Source organism: Shewanella sp. 4_MG-2023 (genome assembly GCF_030548015.1).
Taxonomy (GTDB): domain Bacteria; phylum Pseudomonadota; class Gammaproteobacteria; order Enterobacterales; family Shewanellaceae; genus Shewanella.
This window is the reverse complement of the sequence record NZ_JAUORL010000006.1, coordinates 118,904-139,157: the sequence shown is the minus strand read 5'-3', so window position 1 is coordinate 139,157 and position 20,254 is coordinate 118,904. Positions and strand designations below refer to the sequence as shown.

14 protein-coding genes and 1 pseudogene are annotated in these 20,254 nt (G+C 41.8%); 8 read left to right on the top strand and 7 right to left on the bottom strand.

Annotation, left to right across the window (positions count from 1 at the left end):
* Window positions 1–92: 92 nt before the first annotated feature.
* Together Q4546_RS05140 and Q4546_RS05135 are read left to right on the top strand one after the other, a co-directional pair.
* Window positions 93–365 carry a hypothetical protein gene (locus Q4546_RS05140; protein ID WP_303445827.1) on the top strand — a complete coding sequence of 91 codons (273 nt, stop codon included), beginning with the start codon at window positions 93–95 and terminating at the stop codon, window positions 363–365.
* Between the two features lie 86 nt (window positions 366–451).
* Complete coding sequence (locus Q4546_RS05135; RefSeq protein ID WP_303445826.1) at window positions 452–592, top strand: hypothetical protein; 141 nt, start codon at window positions 452–454, stop codon at window positions 590–592.
* 298 nt (window positions 593–890) lie between these two features.
* On the opposite strand, the gene gltS is transcribed toward Q4546_RS05135, so the two are convergent.
* The 3 genes and pseudogenes from gltS to Q4546_RS05120 all read right to left on the bottom strand — a co-directional run bounded on the left by gltS (window position 891) and on the right by Q4546_RS05120 (window position 5,021).
* On the bottom strand, window positions 891–2,147 hold the full coding sequence (gene gltS / locus Q4546_RS05130; protein ID WP_303445825.1) for a sodium/glutamate symporter: 1,257 nt from the start codon (window positions 2,145–2,147) through the stop codon (window positions 891–893).
* A gap of 603 nt (window positions 2,148–2,750) precedes the next feature.
* A pseudogene (locus Q4546_RS05125) lies at window positions 2,751–3,783 on the bottom strand (IS110 family transposase).
* A gap of 239 nt (window positions 3,784–4,022) precedes the next feature.
* On the bottom strand, window positions 4,023–5,021 hold the full coding sequence (locus tag Q4546_RS05120; RefSeq protein WP_076537421.1) for an NADP-dependent oxidoreductase: 999 nt from the start codon (window positions 5,019–5,021) through the stop codon (window positions 4,023–4,025).
* 123 nt (window positions 5,022–5,144) lie between these two features.
* Between Q4546_RS05120 and Q4546_RS05115 the strand changes: the two genes are divergently transcribed.
* Window positions 5,145–6,050 carry a LysR family transcriptional regulator gene (locus Q4546_RS05115; RefSeq protein ID WP_102438327.1) on the top strand — a complete coding sequence of 302 codons (906 nt, stop codon included), beginning with the start codon at window positions 5,145–5,147 and terminating at the stop codon, window positions 6,048–6,050.
* Between the two features lie 84 nt (window positions 6,051–6,134).
* Window positions 6,135–6,680, top strand: a complete 546-nt coding sequence (locus Q4546_RS05110; protein WP_303445823.1) for a GNAT family N-acetyltransferase — start codon at window positions 6,135–6,137, stop codon at window positions 6,678–6,680.
* Window positions 6,681–6,836: 156 nt separating this feature from the next.
* On the opposite strand, the gene Q4546_RS05105 is transcribed toward Q4546_RS05110, so the two are convergent.
* Entirely contained in the window at window positions 6,837–7,340 is a 504-nt protein-coding gene (locus Q4546_RS05105; protein ID WP_102438323.1) for a DUF2062 domain-containing protein, read from the bottom strand.
* A gap of 28 nt (window positions 7,341–7,368) precedes the next feature.
* On the opposite strand from Q4546_RS05105, the gene Q4546_RS05100 reads away from it, so the two are divergent.
* Genes Q4546_RS05100 through Q4546_RS05085 form a run of 4 tightly spaced genes read left to right on the top strand, consistent with a single transcriptional unit; the run spans window position 7,369 to window position 12,853 of the window.
* The gene (locus tag Q4546_RS05100; protein WP_303445822.1) at window positions 7,369–9,846 is read left to right on the top strand and encodes a DNA internalization-related competence protein ComEC/Rec2; all 2,478 of its coding nucleotides are present in this window, start codon (window positions 7,369–7,371) and stop codon (window positions 9,844–9,846) included.
* A gap of 39 nt (window positions 9,847–9,885) precedes the next feature.
* Window positions 9,886–11,685, top strand: a complete 1,800-nt coding sequence (msbA, locus tag Q4546_RS05095) for a lipid A export permease/ATP-binding protein MsbA (protein WP_303445821.1) — start codon at window positions 9,886–9,888, stop codon at window positions 11,683–11,685.
* Window positions 11,686–12,693 (top strand): tetraacyldisaccharide 4'-kinase, encoded by a 1,008-nt coding sequence (gene lpxK, locus Q4546_RS05090; RefSeq protein WP_102519645.1) that lies wholly within the window; start codon window positions 11,686–11,688, stop codon window positions 12,691–12,693. It abuts the gene before it with no gap.
* Window positions 12,680–12,853, top strand: a complete 174-nt coding sequence (locus Q4546_RS05085; RefSeq protein WP_076537432.1) for a Trm112 family protein — start codon at window positions 12,680–12,682, stop codon at window positions 12,851–12,853. The genes lpxK and Q4546_RS05085 overlap by 14 nt, the downstream gene beginning before the upstream one ends.
* A 121-nt stretch (window positions 12,854–12,974) precedes the next feature.
* Here the strand turns inward: Q4546_RS05085 and Q4546_RS05080 are convergent, their stop codons facing one another.
* The 3 genes from Q4546_RS05080 to Q4546_RS05070 form a co-directional block, all read right to left on the bottom strand.
* Window positions 12,975–13,838 (bottom strand): MBL fold metallo-hydrolase, encoded by an 864-nt coding sequence (locus Q4546_RS05080; RefSeq protein ID WP_102476207.1) that lies wholly within the window; start codon window positions 13,836–13,838, stop codon window positions 12,975–12,977.
* Between the two features lie 63 nt (window positions 13,839–13,901).
* Complete coding sequence (locus Q4546_RS05075; RefSeq protein WP_102438315.1) at window positions 13,902–16,982, bottom strand: efflux RND transporter permease subunit; 3,081 nt, start codon at window positions 16,980–16,982, stop codon at window positions 13,902–13,904.
* Complete coding sequence (locus Q4546_RS05070; RefSeq protein WP_303445819.1) at window positions 16,979–20,248, bottom strand: efflux RND transporter permease subunit; 3,270 nt, start codon at window positions 20,246–20,248, stop codon at window positions 16,979–16,981. The genes Q4546_RS05075 and Q4546_RS05070 overlap by 4 nt, the downstream gene beginning before the upstream one ends.
* Window positions 20,249–20,254 lie beyond the last annotated feature (6 nt).

Below are 20,254 nucleotides of genomic sequence, written 5' to 3'. Positions count from 1 at the left end.
CTAAATAATGGGTGGCTTTTTAATTCTGAATTGATGCTGCGTCTGATGCGACTCAGACAGTGATCAAAAATGAAATTAAAGAGAGATAAAAAATGAGTAATAGAGCACCATTAGTAGTCTATTTGGATAAAAAATACCTACTGGCATTTAGAATCGTAATGCTCTTAGTATCGCTTCCATTTCTCCATGATGTTTATTTAATACTGGTTTCTGGTATTGCTGATTCTGGTGAGTACATAGTCAATCGCGGTGAAGGGTGGGGATACTATGCTTATCTATTTAAAAAATCAGCGTTTGCTTTCTTATTTATCTGGTTAGGTACTCTGGGGGCAAAGGATAAATCTGATATAACAAATAGGGATTAATTTGAATCCAAAGCCTCGCTAGTCGGGGCTTTAATCTCCACAAACAATAATAACTACAAATTAGGACTAGTTGTATTGATACGGAAATGGAAGTAATAGAGTCATTAGGAACATCATTCGATGAGCGTTTTATCGAAGATTACCTTGGTCAAAAAATGTCTTCTGATCCTATTACAGCTATCGTAGAGCTGATAGCAAACTCTTGGGATGCAGGAGCTTCTAAATAATGGGTGGCTTTTTAATTTAAGTTTTGGCGTTTAATGATGAAATATTGAGTCCTTTTGCAGGGAGCACCGCATCTGTAACTGAATGTCGGTGTTGGCAACTCAAAAAAAGCATTAGTTTTATCATTTTCAAATAATAAGTAGCTTTGTATTTATTAGCCTTGCATTCATTAGCAATCAAGATTTTAGCAACTCACTTGCGTGTTGTTGACTGGCTTGGCTGGCGTTTAGAAATAAAGAAACGGCCTTGCAGTGAACAAGGCCGTGAAGTTAAATCAGAGAAATGTGTGTTAGCTGATGATTAGTAGTAGGCAAAAAAGTTAATCCACAAGGCATTTACGATATCGATAAAGAAACCACAGACCAGCGGTAAAATAATAAAGGCCCGATGGGCGGCGCCGTGTTGTTGGGTTACAGCCGTCATGTTCACGATGGCTGTTGCCGTGGAGCCTAATGTCACCCCCCCAAATCCGGCACAAATCACCGCAGCTTCGTAATCTTTACCCATGGCTCGAAACACCACAAAAATCGTGTAAAGCACCGACATCAGTACTTGTAGACCAATGATCACGAGGATGTAGAAGAAGCTGCCTTCTAGCTCCCATACCTTTAAGCCCATTAAGGCCATGGTTAAGAACATGCCTAAACAAATATCTTGAATTAATGTCAGGCCTTTTTCACCATCACGTACATTATTTAATAATTTAGTACTGTTCTTTCGTAATACGTAAATCTTTAAGCTGTTCCCAATAAGGATACCGGCTAACAAGCAGGCCACAAACATGGGTAATTTTAAACCTAGATCGGTTAAGGCTGCATTGATGAAATGCCCCCCGATAAGGGATAAATTTAAGAATAACCAAGCCCTTAAAACACCAAAGTAATCAACTTGTAGCCCTTTGTCACCGTCTTTGTGAGTGGTACCTATATCCAGTTCGCTATCATGGTTACCGGTTAGTTTATGGCGTTTCATTAAATAAGCAGCAATGGGACCGCCAACCGAACACGCTGCAATTAAGCCTAAGGTATTGGACGCAAGTCCTAGCTCTAAGGCATTGGCAATACCCAAATCGTTAACAAAGGTTGGGCCCCACGCCATTGCGGTGCCAACTCCCCCAGTGAGTGAAATTGAGCCAGACATTAAACCCGCCTTGGGGTCAAAGCCAAATAGCGTGGCAACACTGATGCCTAACAGGTTTTGCAAAAAAATGTATAAACCGGCAAGCAGCAATAGTACTAATAAAGGTTTCCCCCCCTTGATAAGGGTGGCAAAGTCGGCTTTTAGGCCAATCCCCGCAAAAAAGTAGAGCAATAGTATATCGGCCACGTCTAGTTCAAATTGAACTTGGATATTAAAGGCGTAATACAAAATACCGACGATACTGGCGCAGAAAAAGCCGCCAACGACTGGCTCTGGAATACTATACTTTTGCAATAAAGCACTTTTGGAAATGATGAATTTCCCCATAAATAAAGCAGTGATAGCCAAAGTAAAAGCCAGAAAGGCTTGCACTGGGACCAGTTGCTTAGCTGCTTCATGAATTACATTTGGTTCCATTGGAGAGTTTATCCTTGTCAAAAAAAGGTCGATTGTACTCAATTTTACTGAGTTAGCCCAATCGGGTTACTGTATTCTAGATTGTCTGGCTAAAAGGGCAAAGGAGTAACAGTGACGAGTTATGCATATTCCTCTGCATACACTGAGCTTTACACTTGTATGGTTGATAATGCATTGCGGGCTTATTTTGTGATTGTGTTAACAATAACATGGCCATATATGGACGCTCCCGGTGAGTCAAGACAATAGTCTGCCTACCGAAGGCTTTTGACCTTGGTTTTCTTCTAAACTATTCACACTTGCTGTTGTTATTGATGTCACTCATGTACCGCTTAAAGTGGTTGTACTGCCATATATACGGGCTTAACAGTGTAGCTGTGCCCCTAATGAATTCCGTACCACTGCGCCGTTTAATTGTGAAACACCCATTCGGATTAAGTTCATCCTTGGCCTTTTCTGGCTTACATTGGTTGGACTGAGCCATTACTTCATCGTTTACAACAACCCTGGTGAGTTATTAATGTGCTATCTCGCCACTCATATCACCCACTCGGGTTAAATACCCTTGGCCAGACCGAGCTGTGCAAGATAGCGACAACGGTTTTAACATGCAACATGATAGGCACCATACTGAGGCTGATACGGGGTTTTGTTTTTGCGGTAATATCCACATCAACCTTGCTAAGCGATGGGCTGTAGCCACCACAGTACAACACATGGTTTTTCGAGTCCTAAGCTGGTTTATCCACATGCTTAAGTTATCTTGTTTTTTGCTTGCGTGGCTAACGACGGTTCTTGCGCCGTGTATCAGTTGCTTACGCAGACAGCCGTCACCTCGCTTGGTTATTCCTGAATGGACGCTTTTAGTACCTGAAGCAAATTGTTTTGGGGTTAACCCCAACCAGACAGCCAGTTCTTTTGGGCTATTAAAGGCTTGACCTGAGCCGATTGAAGCCGCAAAAGCGGAAGCGATAATAGGTCCTACACCTGGAATGCTGAGTAAAATACTGCCATTAGGATCTTGCATGGCAAGTTGTTCTATCAGTGAGTTAATTTGTTTCAGACGTTTGGTCAATACTTGATACTCGTCCCAGAAATCATTCGCCATCAGCTTAATTAACGGGCGTTGATGGTCATCATTCATAATGTCCCACATTGCCAGCTCAAACGTGCTATAGCCTTGAGGGAAGCAGATGCCAAAATCAACTAATACGCCACGAATTTGATTTGTACAGGCGGTTCTTTGTCGAACTAAGCGCTCTCTGACTCGATGAAGCATTAATACTTCCTGTTGCTCTTCTGTTTTTACAGGGACAAAGCGAATATGGGGTCTCAAACTGGCTTCAAAAATAGCCATGACATCATTTTTGTCGTTTTTATTGCCACGCACAAAAGGAGTCACATGCTGTGGGGGTATGAGTTTGACGTGATGCCCCATACTGTTGAATTTTCTTCCCCAGTAATGTGCAGAATAACAAGCTTCAAATATCACATCACAAGGCGGTTGAAGCTGCATGAACTCGACAAGTTGAATACGGTTAAGTCGTTTATTAAAAAGCTGTTTAGCGTGTACATCCATGCCGAGAACGTGGAAGACATTTTTTGCCAAATCGATAGCAATAGTGGTAACTTTCATAGTGGACGCTCCTTATGTAACTGAATGGTCAACATCAGTTTGGCGCATTGACGCCGGAATAGGGAGCGTCCATCTCATCACCCATTTTAATTGGCTATTGTATTTTACGCTGAGGTAGGTGCAGTAATTCTCGGTGGAATTAGGAGAAGATGACAAAATAAAAAGGTATTAATGCCACTGCATTAATACCTTTTTGTTGCTTTAACCCTATCGCTTGTCAGTGATGGCGTTGAAGTCTATTACAGCTTAACCATCAATTTGCCTTTGTTGGCACCAGAGAAGAATAAGTTCAATCCGTCAATTGATGATTCTAAGCCATTAAGCACATGGGCGCGGTGTTTGATTTTACCTTGCAGTACATAAGGGGTGAGCTTAGCCAATAAGCTTGGCACTTCACCAAAGTGATCTGGCATTGTGAAGCCTTGAATCGTGAGGCGTCTTTTTAAAATGTTCATCCAGCTAGGGCCAGGAGCAGGTGTTTGGCTGCTGTAGTCAGCAATTAATCCGCAGACCATCACGCGGCCATGGGGATTCATTTTATCGATAATTAGACTTTGAATTGGACCTGCGGTATTTTCAAAGAATAAGTCGATGCCATTTGGGGCACATTGTGCAAGTTTGGCTTCAAGATCATCGGTTTTGTAGTTAATGGCTGAATCAAAACCAAGTTCATTGACAATCCAATCTGCTTTTTCATCACTACCAACTACCCCAATAACCGTTAGGCCATCTGCTTTAGCAAGTTGACCAACAATTGAGCCAACAGACCCCGCAGCGCCGGTAACAATAATGGTTTCGCCAGCTTTGGGCTTACCGACATTAAATAGGCCTTGAGTGGCGGTTAATCCCGGTAGCGCAAATACAGACAGTATTGCTTCGTCTGGTAATGGCGCATCAACTTTGTTTAAGCCTTGACCATTACTGTGAAAATATTCTTGCCAGCCCATCATGCCCATCACGCGATCGCCAACTTTAAAATCGGGGTGATGGCTTTCAACGACTTCACCGACACCGCTACTGCGCATTACTTCACCTAAGTTCACTGGCGGAATATAGCTGTCAGTATCAGGTTGCATCCAACCAAACATGGCAGGGTCTAATGACATATGATTTTGTTTTACTAAAATCTCGCCTGGGTTCACGGTTGGCATTGGCTTTTGTACCACTTCAAAAATATCAGCGGTGATTGGGCCACCTTGTGGACGCTTTACTAAGTTGATGGCGGTAAATGTGCTCATTGTTGTTCCTTGTCTTTATTTTTATCAATTTTGCTATTGAATGCATTATTGCTTTTCTTTTTGATAAGATATAGTAGCTAAAAAGCGATACTTTATTGCTTTAAAAACAATAATGAGGCTTTGATGGATCAATTACGGGCGCTTAAATATTTTGTGAAAGTGGTGGAGTTAGGCAGCTTTACCCAAGCGGCTAAGGCTTTTTCTGTACCGGCATCATCATTATCAAGACGGGTTGCAGATCTTGAAAACTCCCTTGGGGCGACGTTATTAAAGCGTTCAACCCGCGCCGTCAGTTTGACTGAGATTGGCCGAGAATATTATCAGCAAGTATCAAGCTTGCTAAATCAGCTTGAACAAAGCAATGAGGCGGTGAGAAGTTATCAAACTGAACCTATGGGGAAATTACGCATTAGTGCCATGGTTGGCTTTGGCCGTGAACAGCTGCTGCCATTGATGGATGAGTTCTCAAGGTTATATCCCAAAGTGATTTTAGATATTGAGCTCAGCGATGAACTGTCGTCTGTTGGACGTGATGATGTGGATATTGCCATTCGTGGTGGTTATGCCCCTAATGATCGCGTAGTGGCGATAAGGTTAATGGACAACCAGTTTGTACCAGCAGCGACCCAGCAGTATCTAGCGGACTATGGCGTACCTTTACACCCAAATGAGCTTAAACAACATAAAGGCTTATATTATCGCTCGCCAAAAGGCCGCGTGCCGTGGCTAAGTAAAATTAATGGCCAGTGGCATGATGTATCAGCCCCTGTTGAGGCGATCAGTAATGCTGGTGAGTGGTTAATCGATAAAGCGCTGCAACATCAAGGCATAGTGATGATGCCGCGCTGGGTGCTAGCACCATTTTTTGAATCTAATCAGCTGACTGAATTACAGTTTGAGCCGCCATTATCAGCCAGTCAAAGTGATGATTTCGGGGTATATCTTATTTATCAAAAGCAGCGCTATCATGTCCCTAAGGTCAAAGCGGCGGTAGATTTTTTAGTGGCTAGGATTAAACACGCTAAATAACTTAGTTTATGTAATATTCAAAGCAGCTAGCATGTTTAAATATTGGCTGTTATGACAGTGTCTACATCAAGAGTATCATTAGTAATGATTGCAACACCAACAATAGTAACCACAAGGCTGACGCTCCGCGCTTTTCAAGCCGATGATTTAGCAGCATTTGTAGCTTATCGAGCCGATCCTGTGATTGCGCAATATCAAAGCTGGGATGATTATCAGCTCGAAGATGCCAAGGCGCTGTTTACCAGTATGGATTATGGTTTGTTTGGTGTTGCTGGTAACTGGTTTCAGCTAACTATTGTCGATAAAAGCCAACAGCTAGTAGGCGATGTAGCAGTGCATTTTGTCGACGATATGCAGATGGAGCTTGGTTTTACCATAGCGAGAGAGTATCAGCAGCAAGGTTTTGCTACTGAAGCACTGGCAGCAGTGATTGATTATTTGTTTGTCAGCTTAAACAAACATCGCATAACGGCGATAACTGATGCCGAGAACCTAGCATCAATAGCGTTACTAGAAAGGCTGGGATTTCGAAAAGAGGCCCATTACTTAAAGAATATATTTTTTAAAGGGAAGTGGAGCGATGAGTGCGGCTTTGCACTGTTGCAACAGGAGTATTTTCAGCAGTCTTAATAACGGTATTTATCACAATCGTTATTGTTGTCGCTATCGGTAGAGTGTGGTCGATAACTCAAATCTAAACCTGAGCTTTAAAAGCAAAAAGTCAGCACAAAGCTGACTTTTTTATTGGTAATTCGATTTTACTCACTAGGGCGAACAGTTGTGTGATTAGTTTCTTTTTTTCCATTTAAATAAAATCGAGTACTTCCATAAGCTCTTAATCACAAAGAAACCGATAAAGGCAAATATTGCACCGAGTATAATGCAACCCAGTAAAAATGGCGGCCCTACGGTACTGATAGAGCTTTCAACCCATTGCCAGCTGGCTTCAAAATTGAAATGAGCAGTGTTATGGCCAAGAATTTTTGCTCCTAAAATATAGGCAGCATAAAACATAAATGGCATGGTAAACGGGTTTGTTATCCAAACTAATGCCACTGCCAATGGGATATTGACGTTAAAAAATATCGCCATGCCTGCAGCAATAACCATTTGAAAAGGAAATGGTAACCAAGCGACAAATAAGCCCACCGCAAAGGACCCCGGAGCCGATTTTCGGTTGAGGGTCCATAAATTTGGTTTATCCAGCAAACCACCAAAAATACGTAAATATTTATTGTTACGTAAAGTCTCAGGCTTCGGCATAAATTTTTGTAATAATTTTTTTGGCATATATGCGATTACTGTCTTTAATTAACCGATGATAAATCGATTTGTTTATGGATTTTGCGCTAGCGTCCTATTTAGCAATTTATTGCCAAGTTTACTTCCAATATCGCTAGCGGTTTTAATGTTTGTTATTGGGGTACTCACGTTAAAGAGGTGGCCATTCATCAGTGGCTGCCTTTTAGGTGTCTTTTGGGTTTCCATTTGTTTTTATTCATTATTTTCACATCAAGAAGCTGAACATCCAGTCAGAAAACAATTTAAGGCACAGATAGTATCACTAGTTAGCAAAAACAGCGACTGGATAAGCTTTAATGTTGTTTTACTATCAGCGCAACATTCGCTTTACAAGCGATACTATAGACTTAATTGGCAACAAGCGCCTGAGGTAAAAGTTGGGCAGGTATGGGCGTTTGACGCCAGAATGAAGCCCATTACCAGCCCGATTAACCAAGGTGGTTTTAATCAACAAAAATATTTATTAAGCCAACACATTGTCGCAAAAGGCAGTGTTAAACAGTCACAGCTTATCGATTATAAATTGTCTTTAAGGCAAAGAGTAATTAGTGATTTCAAACCGAAATTACAACATTTAAGCCATTATCCCATCATTAATGCGTTGTTGTTTGGCGATAAAACTGACATTTCTACCGAGCAATGGCAGGCGTTAAGATCAACGGGCACAGGTCATTTAGTTGCGATTTCAGGGTTACATTTATCTGTAGTGTTTGGTCTTAGCTGGAGTTTATTTAGGCTGTTATTGTTAAATTTCATGGCAACATCCTCTCGGCGTAATCTCATCTTGGCGGTATTAATGGCAGCAATGGTTGCTGCTGGTTATGGTTATTTAGCTGGGATGGCTATATCCACTCAGCGGGCATTGATGATGCTGTTAATGATTGTGTTGCTAACCGTATTTAGACAACACGCCTCGACTTGGCAGCGCTTGATATGGGCGTTATTTGCGGTGTTGGTATTTGACCCTTTTGCCAGTTTAAGTGCTGGTTTTTGGCTTAGCTTTAGCGCATTGGCAATAATTTTATTTACCATCGACTATCTTGGGGTTAAATCCACAACGGAGTTAAATCCCCAGCAATTGAACACAGCTGTCGAGTTAACGGATGTTCAAATTCAGCATGATGATAGCTTAGGGGCTCGAGGATTGCGGCGTTTGAGTCAGCTTAAGTCAAATTTGATGGGTTTTCTAATTAATTTTTGGGCGATTCAGTGGCGCTTATTTATCGGTCTCGGGCTAATACAAGCGCTGTTATTTGGTAGTATTTCAATCCACAGTATTTGGATTAACTTTTTGATGGTGCCATGGTTTAGTGTCATTGTTATTCCGCTGTGTATGTTGGCTTTATTGCTAAATAGTGTCTTTATGCTGTTACCTGCACCTGAGTTTATAAGTGATGCAATAGTTAGCACATTATTGTGGCTTACTGATCATAGCCTTGCCCCTTTTTACTACCTGTTAAGCCTAAGTGGGCAGTTACCCTTGGCTCAATTTCACCTTTCAGATGCGCTGACAGTCAGTTTACTATTACTTGCCTTAGGACTGTTTCTATTTAAGTGGGCTAGCGACATCCATTGGCGAGTATGCTTTGGATTAATGGCGCTGCCTTTTATGTTTCAGGTATATGGCTTTATCAAAGATAATACTCAACCCCTATCGACTAAGCTGTTGTGGCAAATGCATGTATTAGATGTGGGTCAGGGCATGGCGGTGCTATTACAACAAGGTCATAAAGGCATACTTTATGACACTGGCGCGGCTTATGGTGACAATTTTAGTTACGCCCAAAGAGTGGTGATACCCACATTAATGGCTAAAGGTGTGACTGAGCTAGATTATTTAATTATCAGCCATGACGATAATGATCATGCTGGTGGGGTAAATGAACTACTTAAGCATTTCAGTAAGCTAACTATTATCAGTAATATCGATAAGTACCAGCAAACTGATATAACCAATACAGTGCAGTTTGATGCGCAACTAGCCGATAAAACTCAAAAGCAATGCGATGATAGGAGGTTTAATTGGTTTAATTTAGCCATTACTTTAACCAGTAACATGGCAGCAAAAAGTGATAATAACCAGTCTTGTGTTGTGCATATTGATGATGGCAATAACCGTGTTTTACTGGCCGGTGATATTGAGAAACAAACTGAACAGCGGCTGATACAAAGCGGCTCTTTACTGGATGCTGATATCCTACTTGTGCCACATCATGGCAGTCGTACTTCATCGTCTGCAGAGTTTATTGCGGCCGTTAATCCCAGCGAGGCAATTTTTACTGCGGGTTTTGCTAATCAGTATGGTTTTCCTAAACATGACGTTGTTGAGCGCTATAAAACCCATGGTGTTACCACGCTTGTCAGTGGCGAAACAGGCCAGCTTAGTATAGATTTTAAACGTCAAAGTTATAAAATTCGACCGTATCGTACAGTTATTGAGCCATTTTGGTATAACAACTTGTTTAGATTTGGTGTCCAAGTTAAACCAGAGTAGAATACGCCTTTGTTAGCAATTCGAGTATTAATGTAATCAATGACAACAACTAATAACGAAATGTCGAGCGTCTTTAAGCGCCTTCTAACTTATCTTGTCCCAATGAAAGGGATGTTTCTGTTAGCTGTATTGGCATTATTGACCTACGGCTTGGTTGACGCTGCATTCATTTACTTCATCAAACCATTTATTGACGAAGGCTTTAGTCAAACTCCGTCAGTGGTCGCGGGCGTAGAAGTGCCGAGTCACGGCGGCTTTAATTCCAATAACAATATTATGATCATGGCACCGCTAGTGGTTATTGGAATGTTTACCCTACGTGGCTTAGCCAATTTCGTGTCGACTTATTGTGTGTCTTACATGAGCTCGAGATTAATCATGGATATGCGTCAGCAAGTGTTTGAGCATTATTTGCGTTTGCCTGTAAGCTATATCGATCGCGAAAATAGTGGTAACCTCATTTCTCGAGTGACCTTTGATACCGAACAAATTGCCCGTGCATCAGGCAGTGCGTTAATCTCTATTGTACGTGACTCTATTACCGTCATTGGTATGTTAGCTATCATGTTCATCTATTCTTGGAAACTTTCCATGTGCATCCTAGTCATTGGCCCATTAATGGGGATAGTGATTAGCGTTGTGAGTAAGCGTTTCAGAAAAGTCTCTAAACGCATCCAAGCAGCCATGGGCAATGTCACCGCAACCACTGAGCAAATGATTAAAGGTCATAAGAATGTGTTGGCGTTTGGTGGACAAAAGACTGAAGTCGAGCGCTTTCAAACAGTTAATGAGGGTAACCGCAAGCAAAATATGAAACTTGCTGTAGCTCAAGCCGTTAGTCAACCGGTTATTATGATCATCGGTTCATTTGCGTTAGCGTTTGTATTGTACGCCGCCACATTCCCAAGCTTAAAAGCCGATTTAACCGCAGGCACATTTGCGGCCATTTTGGGCGCGATGATGGCAATGCTTCAGCCGATTAAAAACTTAACCCGTGTGAATGCTGAATTTCAACGTGGTATTGCCGCATGTACCACAGTTTTTGAACTGCTAGATACAGCACCTGAAGCCGATACGGGTGAATTTGAAACTCAGCGCGTTAAAGGTAATTTAAAATTCAATAACGTTACCTTTAGTTATCCTGAGCAAGAAAAACCAGCCTTAACTCATGTTGATTTTGAAGTGAAGCAGGGTAAAACCATTGCCCTTGTTGGACGCAGTGGTTCGGGTAAATCAACCATTGCCAGCTTAATCACCCGTTTCTATACCGGCGTGTCAGAAGGGCAAATTACCTTAGACGACGTTGATATTTATGATTACAAATTAAAGTCATTACGTAATCAGGTGGCGTTAGTATCACAGCAAGTTACTTTATTTAACGACACTATAGCTAATAACATTGCTTATGCTTATCCAGGTGAAGCCACTCGCGAACAAATTTTACAAGCTGCAACCCTAGCTCATGCGATGGAATTTATCGAAAATTTACCTGAGGGGTTAGATACTCAGGTGGGTGAGAATGGCGTATTGCTGTCGGGTGGCCAACGTCAACGTATTGCTATCGCTCGGGCGATGTTGCGAGACGCGCCAGTATTGATATTAGATGAAGCAACATCAGCCCTTGATACTGAATCAGAAAAAGCGATTCAGCAAGGTCTTGATAACTTGCGCCATAATCGTACCTCGATTGTGATTGCCCACCGTTTATCAACCATTGAAAGTGCTGATGAGATTTTAGTTATCGATCAAGGCCAAGTAGTTGAGCGTGGTACTCACAGCGACTTAGTGGCAAAAGAGGGCGTGTACGCTAACTTATATCAAATGCAATTTGGTAGTTAAATGCAGGCGTTAGTCAATAAAATTTGGTACCAAGGACACCGCGCTAAGTGGTTATTATTACCACTGAGTGCACTATTTGGGTTGATATCCAGTGTCAGGCGCTGGGCATTTAAACTTGGTTTTAAACAAGCGCAAGTATTGGATGTCCCTGTGGTGATTGTTGGCAATATTACCGCTGGTGGCAGTGGTAAAACCCCAACGGTTATTTACTTGATTAACTTATTACGTCAGCAAGGCTTCACCCCTGGGGTGATCAGTCGTGGTTATGGTGTCAATATTGATGGGGTAAAAACCGTCAAAGCAACCGATAACGCCGCAGATGTGGGTGATGAACCAGCAATGATTGTGGCTCGAACACAAGTTCCTATGGTGGTCGGGGCGAAACGCATTGACGCTGCAAAACAGTTACTGAGTGAAACCAATGTAGATGTGATTATTAGTGATGATGGCTTACAGCATTACGCGCTTGCACGTGATATTGAGATCAATATTGTTGATGGTCAGCGCCGTTATGGTAATCAATGTTTAATACCTGCAGGCCCGTTACGTGAAGGTTTATGGCGTTTAAATAGCATTGATTGGGTATTAAATAATGGCGGTGTAGTGCAAGGCAATGAAGTCGCGATGAGTTTAACGCCAGCAGCCCTTAAGCCTGTAAAACCCAATTCAACTCAGCACTGGCAACCACAAGCTGCTATTGCAATGGCAGGTATTGGTAACCCTCAACGTTTTTTTGACAGCTTATCATTGCAAGGGTTTAGCCTTGCTGAGACTAAAGCTTTTGAAGATCATCAAGCATTTGATGAAAATGAACTGAAACAGCTCTCAAAGCAGCATCCATTGATCATGACCGAGAAAGATGCGGTTAAATGTCGCGATTTTGCACAAGATAACTGGTGGTATTTGCCTGTAAATGCGAAGCTTAATACTGAATTTGATACCGCTTTTTTGAATAGACTTAACCAAGTCATAAAAGATAAACAAGGAAACCTCCATGGCGTTCGATAAAAAATTACTTGAGATTGTGGCTTGCCCTGTTTGTAAGGGTAAATTAGAATTCGATAAAGAAGCCGACCAATTGATTTGTAAAGCAGATAAATTAGCTTACCCAATTACTGAAGGTATTCCAGTGTTGCTGGAAAATAGAGCTGAGCCAATCGAGTCGTAATTTGATTGTTATCGAAAAAGCGCCTTAATGGCGCTTTTTTATGGCTGTTTATATCCTAGTTTGCATCACTATATTGCGCTGATAAATACAGTGTTAGCAGCCAATATAGGAAAGTTTTACGCTATTTTTTCAGTCCTTGATAAAGAGTATCAATCCATTTTTCTTCGGATATGAAATTCCAGCTCCAATTTTTCCATTTCTTATGCATTCCTTTCGCTTGAATATTGGCTAACGAGTGGCCTTCTTGGATATTCTTGTTCATCCAATTAATGGAATGATCCAGCATATGCTTAAATTTCATGAGATCATCTTTATTAGCAAGTGCACCATGACCTGGGATCACTTGGGTGTCATTATCCATTGATGCGAGTAATTTAGCGACATTGTCACGATAGCCAAGTACAGATCCGCCGCCCTTTAAATCAATATATGGAAAACGGTCTTTAAAAAACAAATCCCCCATGTGCACAATGTTGGCATTTTTCCACATCACAACACTATCCCCGTCAGTATGGCCAGGCCCGAGGTGCTTCAACACCAAAGTATCCTTGTTAAAATGAATTGATATATCAGTCGCGTAGGTGACAACAGGTAGCGCAGATTTTGGCGTATCTTTATCGGCGCTGAGCCGAGTTAGTACATTGTCATGGGCAAAAATAATCGCTTGCTCACCAAAGTGGGCATTACCCCCAGTATGATCCCCATGATAGTGGGTATTGATGACATACTTGGGGCTGCCGGGCTGGATTTTATTTAATGATTGGCTAATTTTGTTCGCCAGCGGCGCAAATTGATCATCGATTATCAATATGCCATCACTGCCGGCTGACACGCCAATATTACCGCCAGATCCCACAAACATATAAGCAGTGTCACTGAGTTGTGTTGAGCTAATTTTTACATCTTTGAAGCGGTCATCATCAGCCACAGCGCTAGATGTTATTAGTGATAATGCCAGTAAACTTGTTTTAATTTTATGCTTCATTTGTCGTCCTTTAATGTAAAGCGCCTCATTAATCGCTTAATGTTGCGCTTGCTTGCATCCTGATTACACTGTCCAAGGTAGCAGCTTTTTGGCTCGTTTGTCAGCAGAAGCTAATTTTATCGATGACTGATAACGTATGCGATAAAGCGCCTGATAACAAAGCGGCACCAAGTACAAACTGGTAACAGTTGAGAACGACAGTCCGCCAATAATGGCGATTGCCATTGGCGAATAAGGTGGTCCTCCGCCGCCAATTTGAGTGTCGCCCATTGCTAAAGGCACTAAGCCTAACACTGTGGTAGCAACCGTCATCAATACAGGGCGTAAACGGGTAATACAGATGGCTAAGATAGATTCAGATAAATCGGTTAATTTAGGCGTTTTTTGATTTATTTGGTCAACCAAAACAATGCCATTGTTTACTACGATACCCATTAAGATAAGGATCCCTATCATTGCCATTACCGACATAGGTGTTGCTGAAATCCACAGTGCCCAAAATACCCCAGTGATAGAGAACAAGATTGAACTGATAATGGCGGTTGGTAATAACAGTGATTCAAATAAGGCAGCCATCACAATATAAATCATGATTAATGCCAAAATCATATTTACTGCCATGACGGATTGCTCTTCATCTTGACGCTCAAACCCGCCACGTAGCGAGTAGTCATATCCATAAGGGAAGTTGACATTGGCCATTACCTTTTCAATCTGCTCTTGGGCTTCTTCAGTGGTAATGTCATTCACGTTTGCGCCAATCGACAGCGCAGTTTGGCGATTAAAGTGGCGTATGGTATCAAAGCGGGGCTGTATCTTAATATTGGCGAGATTATCTAAGCTATATAGGCGCTCACCTTTACGAATGATCGGTAATTGTTTTAGCTGCTCTAATGATCGCTGCCAGCTTTTATCATAGGCGAGCTCAATGCGTAATTCGCCATTAGGATCATGCCTATAAGAACGAAGCGGTGCACCGCGTAGCGCCATGGAAATGTGAGAGGCGATTTCGTTAAGTTTTAAATCTAATCTTGCCGCCATTTCACGATCGATTGTAATCACCACTTCTTGCTGAGCAGAACTGACTTCAGAGCGCACATCTTCAAGCCCTTCAATGGCGCTAAGCAGAGGTACGACTTGTTCACTTAAGCGAATTAACTCTGAGGTCGAGCGACCGGTTAAGGTGACTCTTAAGCCTGAGTTTTCATTGCCCCAACCAAATTGTGGCTTGGCTGCGGCATATTTAGGGAAACCTTCACGTATGGTTTCTTTCAATTCAGACATTGGCGTTTCAATATCTTTTTGCAGTAGTAGCGTGGTTTGAATATTGTCTGCTGAGTAATAACTGTAAACAGAATCAATCATAAAGGCCTCTTTATTGGCATAAAGATAATCTTCCATTTGATTGATCATCGCTTCAGTGACTTTTAAATTGTGGCGACCTTCTAATTGATAATTAATGTAGAGGCGATCTTTGCCTTCGCCTTCTGATTGATCTTGTTTTACTAAACTTAAGGGTAATGCGGTAGAGACTAAAATGACCACTGCAATAACCCCTGATAGCTTTGAGTGAGCCAGTACCCAGGTTAGGCTGCGTTGATAAAGCTGCTGTAACTTAGAGACTTTAGCTTCGGTCTCAATATGAAAATCAAACTTAGTAAGCATTAATGGGATTAAGGTTTTAGCAACCAGTAATGATGCCGCTAACGAAATGCAAATCGCAATGGCCACATGCTCAAGGAAAATCGTTAGCTCGACCTTAACCCCGACAATGTTAGGTAAAAACACGATAGCTGTGGTTAATGTGCCCGCCAAGACGGCTAGGGCGACTTTCTCTACCCCAGTAAGTACCGCTTTTTCATTGGCCGCTGTTGTTATTTCAGTTGCAGCGCCATCATCTGATAACGCAATTTTTTGCTTTTGTTGTAACACGCTTTCGGTCACCACCACGGCGTTATCAATTAACATGCCTACAGCCAGTAATAATCCCATCATCGACAGAATATTTAAGCTGTAACCAAGAAAATACATCCCAGCTAATGTCATACAAAGGGAAATTGGCACCGATGACACGACCACTAACGTCATCTTTAAATTACGTAAAAATAAATACAATACCCCAAAAGAAAGCAGCGCACCCAGTAAGCCAGATAACAATAAATCCTGCAGTGATGACTTAACTCCATAAGCTTGATCTTCCATGACGAATAACTTGATGCCTTGAAATTGCTGATCTTGTTTCGTTTTTTCAATAACGGCTAACACTCGTTCAGATACATCGACTAAATTTGAGCCTGATTCTTTAAACACATCTAAACCAACAGCGTATTTTTGGTCTAAATGACGCCCTTCAAAGGCTTCAGGGAGGGTAAATTTGACTGAGGCAATATCACCAACAGAAGTGGTGCTATTAAGCTTTACTGCCTTGATATCTTCAAGTGATAAAAACTCTCCCTTGGGCGATACCTGAAACACCTGATTATTATTTCTAAGTGTGCCAGCACTAATGACAAAGTTTTCTTGTTGTAAACGTTGCTGCAACTGAGCTGGATTAATGCCAGATGCAGCAAGTTTGTCGGCATCTAGTCTTATTTCAATTTGCTTTTGATCAACCCCATACAAGGTGACTTTTGAGACCCCTTCAATACGCTCAAGCGGCTTGCGAAGTTGTTTGTCTAACAGATCAAAAGCATTTGATAACTCACGTTCACTGGAGATTCGAATCGTTAACACGGGCATATCAGCGGTAGAAAATTGCTGAATGAAAACCCGTTCCACATCTTTAGGCAGCAGGTGTCTTACCGAATCAATTTTTTCCCGTGCTTCTAAGCTTTTTGTGGCGACATCTTCGCCCCATTTCATATTTAGCTGAATGTTAGCACCATCTTGAGAAGAGTTTGAGCGGACCTCTTCAATACCACTCATGGTGGCTAGCGACTCTTCTAATACGCGGGTTATCTCTCGTTCCACTTCTGCAGGGGTAGAGCCTTTATAGGGCACGTTAACCTGAATTTGCGGAATATCAATGCCGGGAAACATTTCTAATGGCAATAATCGACTAGAGGCTAAACCAAATAGTAAGATGGCCAAAAAGAACATACTGGTGGTGACAGGCCTTTTAATGGCTAGTTTTGTTAGGTTCATGATTGAGTCTCCAAATCTAAAGACTCAGTGCTTTTGGTTTGATTAATTGCGGTTTGTTGATAGTTTTTTTTATCAAATAAACCGTATAGGGCAGGAATAACCAATAAGGTCAGCATGGTAGATAAGCCAAGACCAAAGATCACCGTTATTGCCATCGGCGCACGGATTTCACTACCATCACCGACACCTATTGCCATTGGCAACAAGCCTAAGGTGGTGGTCATGGTGGTCATCATTATTGGGCGTAATCGAGATTTAGCTGCAGTGCTTATAGCGACTTCTTTATCATGGCCTTCTTTACGCAGTTGGTTAATTCTATCAACCAATACAATGGCATTATTGACCACAATACCTGCCAGCATAATTAAGCCGATAAACACGACTACGCTGATATGGGTACCAGTAATAAACAAGCCAATAATACTGCCGCCAACGGCCATAGGCACAGCAAACAGAATAAGTAATGGATGTAATAAGGATTCAAACTGACTCGCCATCACCAAGTAGACTAAAAATACCGCTAATACCAAGGCGATTTTTAAAGACTTAAATGAATGTTCCATTTCTTCATTTTGGCCGCCAAAGCGCGCTTGGATAGAAGAGGGGAGCTGTTGCTGATTTAAAATTTGCTGCGCTTCTTTTACAGCTTCACTTAAATCACCATAACTTAAGTTAGCTGACACTATCGCAACCCGTTGTTGGCTGACACGATTAATGGCAGAGGGGCCCACTTGCAGAGACACATCAGCAACTGCGCTTAATGGGATTGGGTGCTTACTGTTTGGATTAATAATTAATGAGTTAATATCTGAGATATTATTTCGCTCGTCCAATTCACTGCGCACCAAAATATCTACTTTACGATCACGAACCGTATATTGGCTGGCAATGGTACCGCCAACACGTTGAGCAATACGATTAGCAACGGTGGGCGCTTCTAAATTTAATGACGCAAGCCGGGCATGATCAAATCTAATACTGATCTCAGGTTGACCATCACGAAGTGAGGTATTGATATCACTAAAGCGGGCTGACTCTGATAAAGCAGATACCAACTGTTCGCCACTGTGCTTTAGTTGCTGTAAGTCATAACCTGATAACTCGATCTCTAATGGGGTTTTAAAACTAAATAGCTCAGGGTGATCAATAGTGGCATCAAGGGCTGGAATACGCCTTGCTGTGGCCCTTAAGTCATTGGCTACAGCATTAAACTCTTGAGGATCTGCCAGTACTACCTGTAACCGCCCCCAGTTTTCGCCGCCTCGGGCGGTATCAGATGTCATTAAGCCGCCACTGCCTGCTTGGCTAAAGGTGTGTTTTACTTCTTCTCGACCACTAATGGAGTAAGCTAGTTGCTCTAATACAGCATCAGTTTTTTGTACCGCGGTTCCAGGTGGCAGTAAGATCTCAACATAGAATTCACCTTGATTCATTGGTGGAATTAGCTCTACACCCAGTCTTGGGAATAAGCTGCCAGCACCAACAGTTAGCATGATTGCGATAATGACAGTCAAAGCTTTATGCGTCATCGCATGAGCTAATACCCGGTGATAAATGCTTTCAACAAAACGGTAGCCAAAGTTAAGTGCAGCACTTAATGGACGCATCACTAATGACAATGCCCAAGAAATGAATCGAGCTGAAATGATAATGAGGTTTAATAGTGCATTAGGTAGATAGCTGAGTAATAGCTTAAATGGGAAACCAAACACGAATTTAAGATAATGCACAGCTTTAGCTTTTTTAGTGGTTGGCAGGGCTTTTACTTCCGGCTCATTTTCGATGGGTAATTGTTTAAAACCCTGTCTTGATGCCAGCATTGGTATTGCCGTTAGTGCAACAAATAAAGACGCTAATAAAGCAAAAGTTACCGTTAATGCTTGATCTGAAAATAATGCCCCTGCGATACCATCAACAAAAACTAAGGGGACAAATACCGCTAAGGTGGTTAAGGTTGAGGCAAAGATTGCCCCTGCCACTTCTTTACTGCCTTTAAGCGCAGCAGCAACTTTTTTAAGCCCTTGCGCTTTATAGCGGTCAATATTTTCCAGCACCACAATGGCATTATCAACCAATAAGCCTATGGCCAGTGCAATACCGCCTAAAGACATAATATTGAGACTGATATCGGCAAAGTACATCATGTTAAAAGTAGCAATAACTGAAAATGGAATGGAAATAGAAATAATTAAGGTAGCAATAATGTCACGTAAAAATAAGTAGATAACTAACATAGCAAGCAAGCTGCCAAACAGCGCGGCGGCGGTTACTTCACTGACTGCACTTTGGATAAACTCAGATTGGTCATAAATAACCTTTAACTGATTATCTGCAGCTTCACTGTTAATCTCATCAAGCTCAGCACTGAGCCTTTTGGCGACCGATACGGTATTGGCATCACCTTCTTTATATATTGCCAGTTCAATAGACTCTACCTGTCCAATACGAGTGATATCACTGCGCTCTTTATAACCGTCAACAATATCGGCAACTTCAGCAAGTCGAATTAAGGTTTGACCATCACGATAGACAATGACATTTCTTAACTCATCTAGGTTATTAAATTGGTTTAGGGTGCGAACTAAATACTCTTTGTCACCTTGGATCACTTTACCCGCAGATAAATTGATGTTTTCTTCATTAATACGGCGCTTAATATCGTCTGCATTAAGGTTTAGTTGCTGCAGCTTTTGTTGATTTAGCAGGATATGAACTTCTTGCTCTAAGCCGCCAGATAATCTCACTGCGGCGACACCAGATAGTGCTTCTAGGCGTCTTTTTAGTTCTTCTTCTGCAAAAGTACGCATACTTTTGAGCTGTGTTTCACTGGCATCAGGTACTGACAGCGCCACACGCATAATTGGATCTAAGTTTGGATTAAAACGCAGCAATAATGGTTTATTGATATCCAGTGGCAGTTCGATGGTATCAATTTTTTCACGCACTTCTAAACTGGCCATATCCATGTTGGTGCCCCATTCAAACTCAAGCACCACATCTGATAAACCTGAGCGTGAAATAGAGCTAATTTTACGCAGCCCTTTAACTACACCGACGGCTTCTTCAATGGGCTTTGAGATTAACTGTTCAACTTCAACAGGTGCAGCGCCATCATAGGCGGTTCTTACTGTGACGCTTGGGTAACTAAGATCGGGTAACAGTTTTACCGCAAGGCGGGTAAATCCGACCATACCAAATAGCATGATTGCCAGCATAAACATCCACACTGACACAGGACGTTTTACCGAAGTATTAATTATCGACATAGTAGG

What these genes read in the sequence shown, in the direction of transcription:
- Q4546_RS05140 (WP_303445827.1), top strand. Translation starts at nt 93, where the DNA reads ATGAGTAATAGAGCACCATTAGTAGTCTATTTGGATAAAAAATACCTA.
- Q4546_RS05135 (WP_303445826.1), top strand. Translation starts at nt 452, where the DNA reads ATGGAAGTAATAGAGTCATTAGGAACATCATTCGATGAGCGTTTTATC.
- gltS (WP_303445825.1), bottom strand. Translation starts at nt 2,147, where the DNA reads ATGGAACCAAATGTAATTCATGAAGCAGCTAAGCAACTGGTCCCAGTG.
- Q4546_RS05120 (WP_076537421.1), bottom strand. Translation starts at nt 5,021, where the DNA reads ATGAGCACATTTACCGCCATCAACTTAGTAAAGCGTCCACAAGGTGGC.
- Q4546_RS05115 (WP_102438327.1), top strand. Translation starts at nt 5,145, where the DNA reads ATGGATCAATTACGGGCGCTTAAATATTTTGTGAAAGTGGTGGAGTTA.
- Q4546_RS05110 (WP_303445823.1), top strand. Translation starts at nt 6,135, where the DNA reads ATGATTGCAACACCAACAATAGTAACCACAAGGCTGACGCTCCGCGCT.
- Q4546_RS05105 (WP_102438323.1), bottom strand. Translation starts at nt 7,340, where the DNA reads ATGCCAAAAAAATTATTACAAAAATTTATGCCGAAGCCTGAGACTTTA.
- Q4546_RS05100 (WP_303445822.1), top strand. Translation starts at nt 7,369, where the DNA reads ATGATAAATCGATTTGTTTATGGATTTTGCGCTAGCGTCCTATTTAGC.
- msbA (WP_303445821.1), top strand. Translation starts at nt 9,886, where the DNA reads ATGACAACAACTAATAACGAAATGTCGAGCGTCTTTAAGCGCCTTCTA.
- lpxK (WP_102519645.1), top strand. Translation starts at nt 11,686, where the DNA reads ATGCAGGCGTTAGTCAATAAAATTTGGTACCAAGGACACCGCGCTAAG.
- Q4546_RS05085 (WP_076537432.1), top strand. Translation starts at nt 12,680, where the DNA reads ATGGCGTTCGATAAAAAATTACTTGAGATTGTGGCTTGCCCTGTTTGT.
- Q4546_RS05080 (WP_102476207.1), bottom strand. Translation starts at nt 13,838, where the DNA reads ATGAAGCATAAAATTAAAACAAGTTTACTGGCATTATCACTAATAACA.
- Q4546_RS05075 (WP_102438315.1), bottom strand. Translation starts at nt 16,982, where the DNA reads ATGAACCTAACAAAACTAGCCATTAAAAGGCCTGTCACCACCAGTATG.
- Q4546_RS05070 (WP_303445819.1), bottom strand. Translation starts at nt 20,248, where the DNA reads ATGTCGATAATTAATACTTCGGTAAAACGTCCTGTGTCAGTGTGGATG.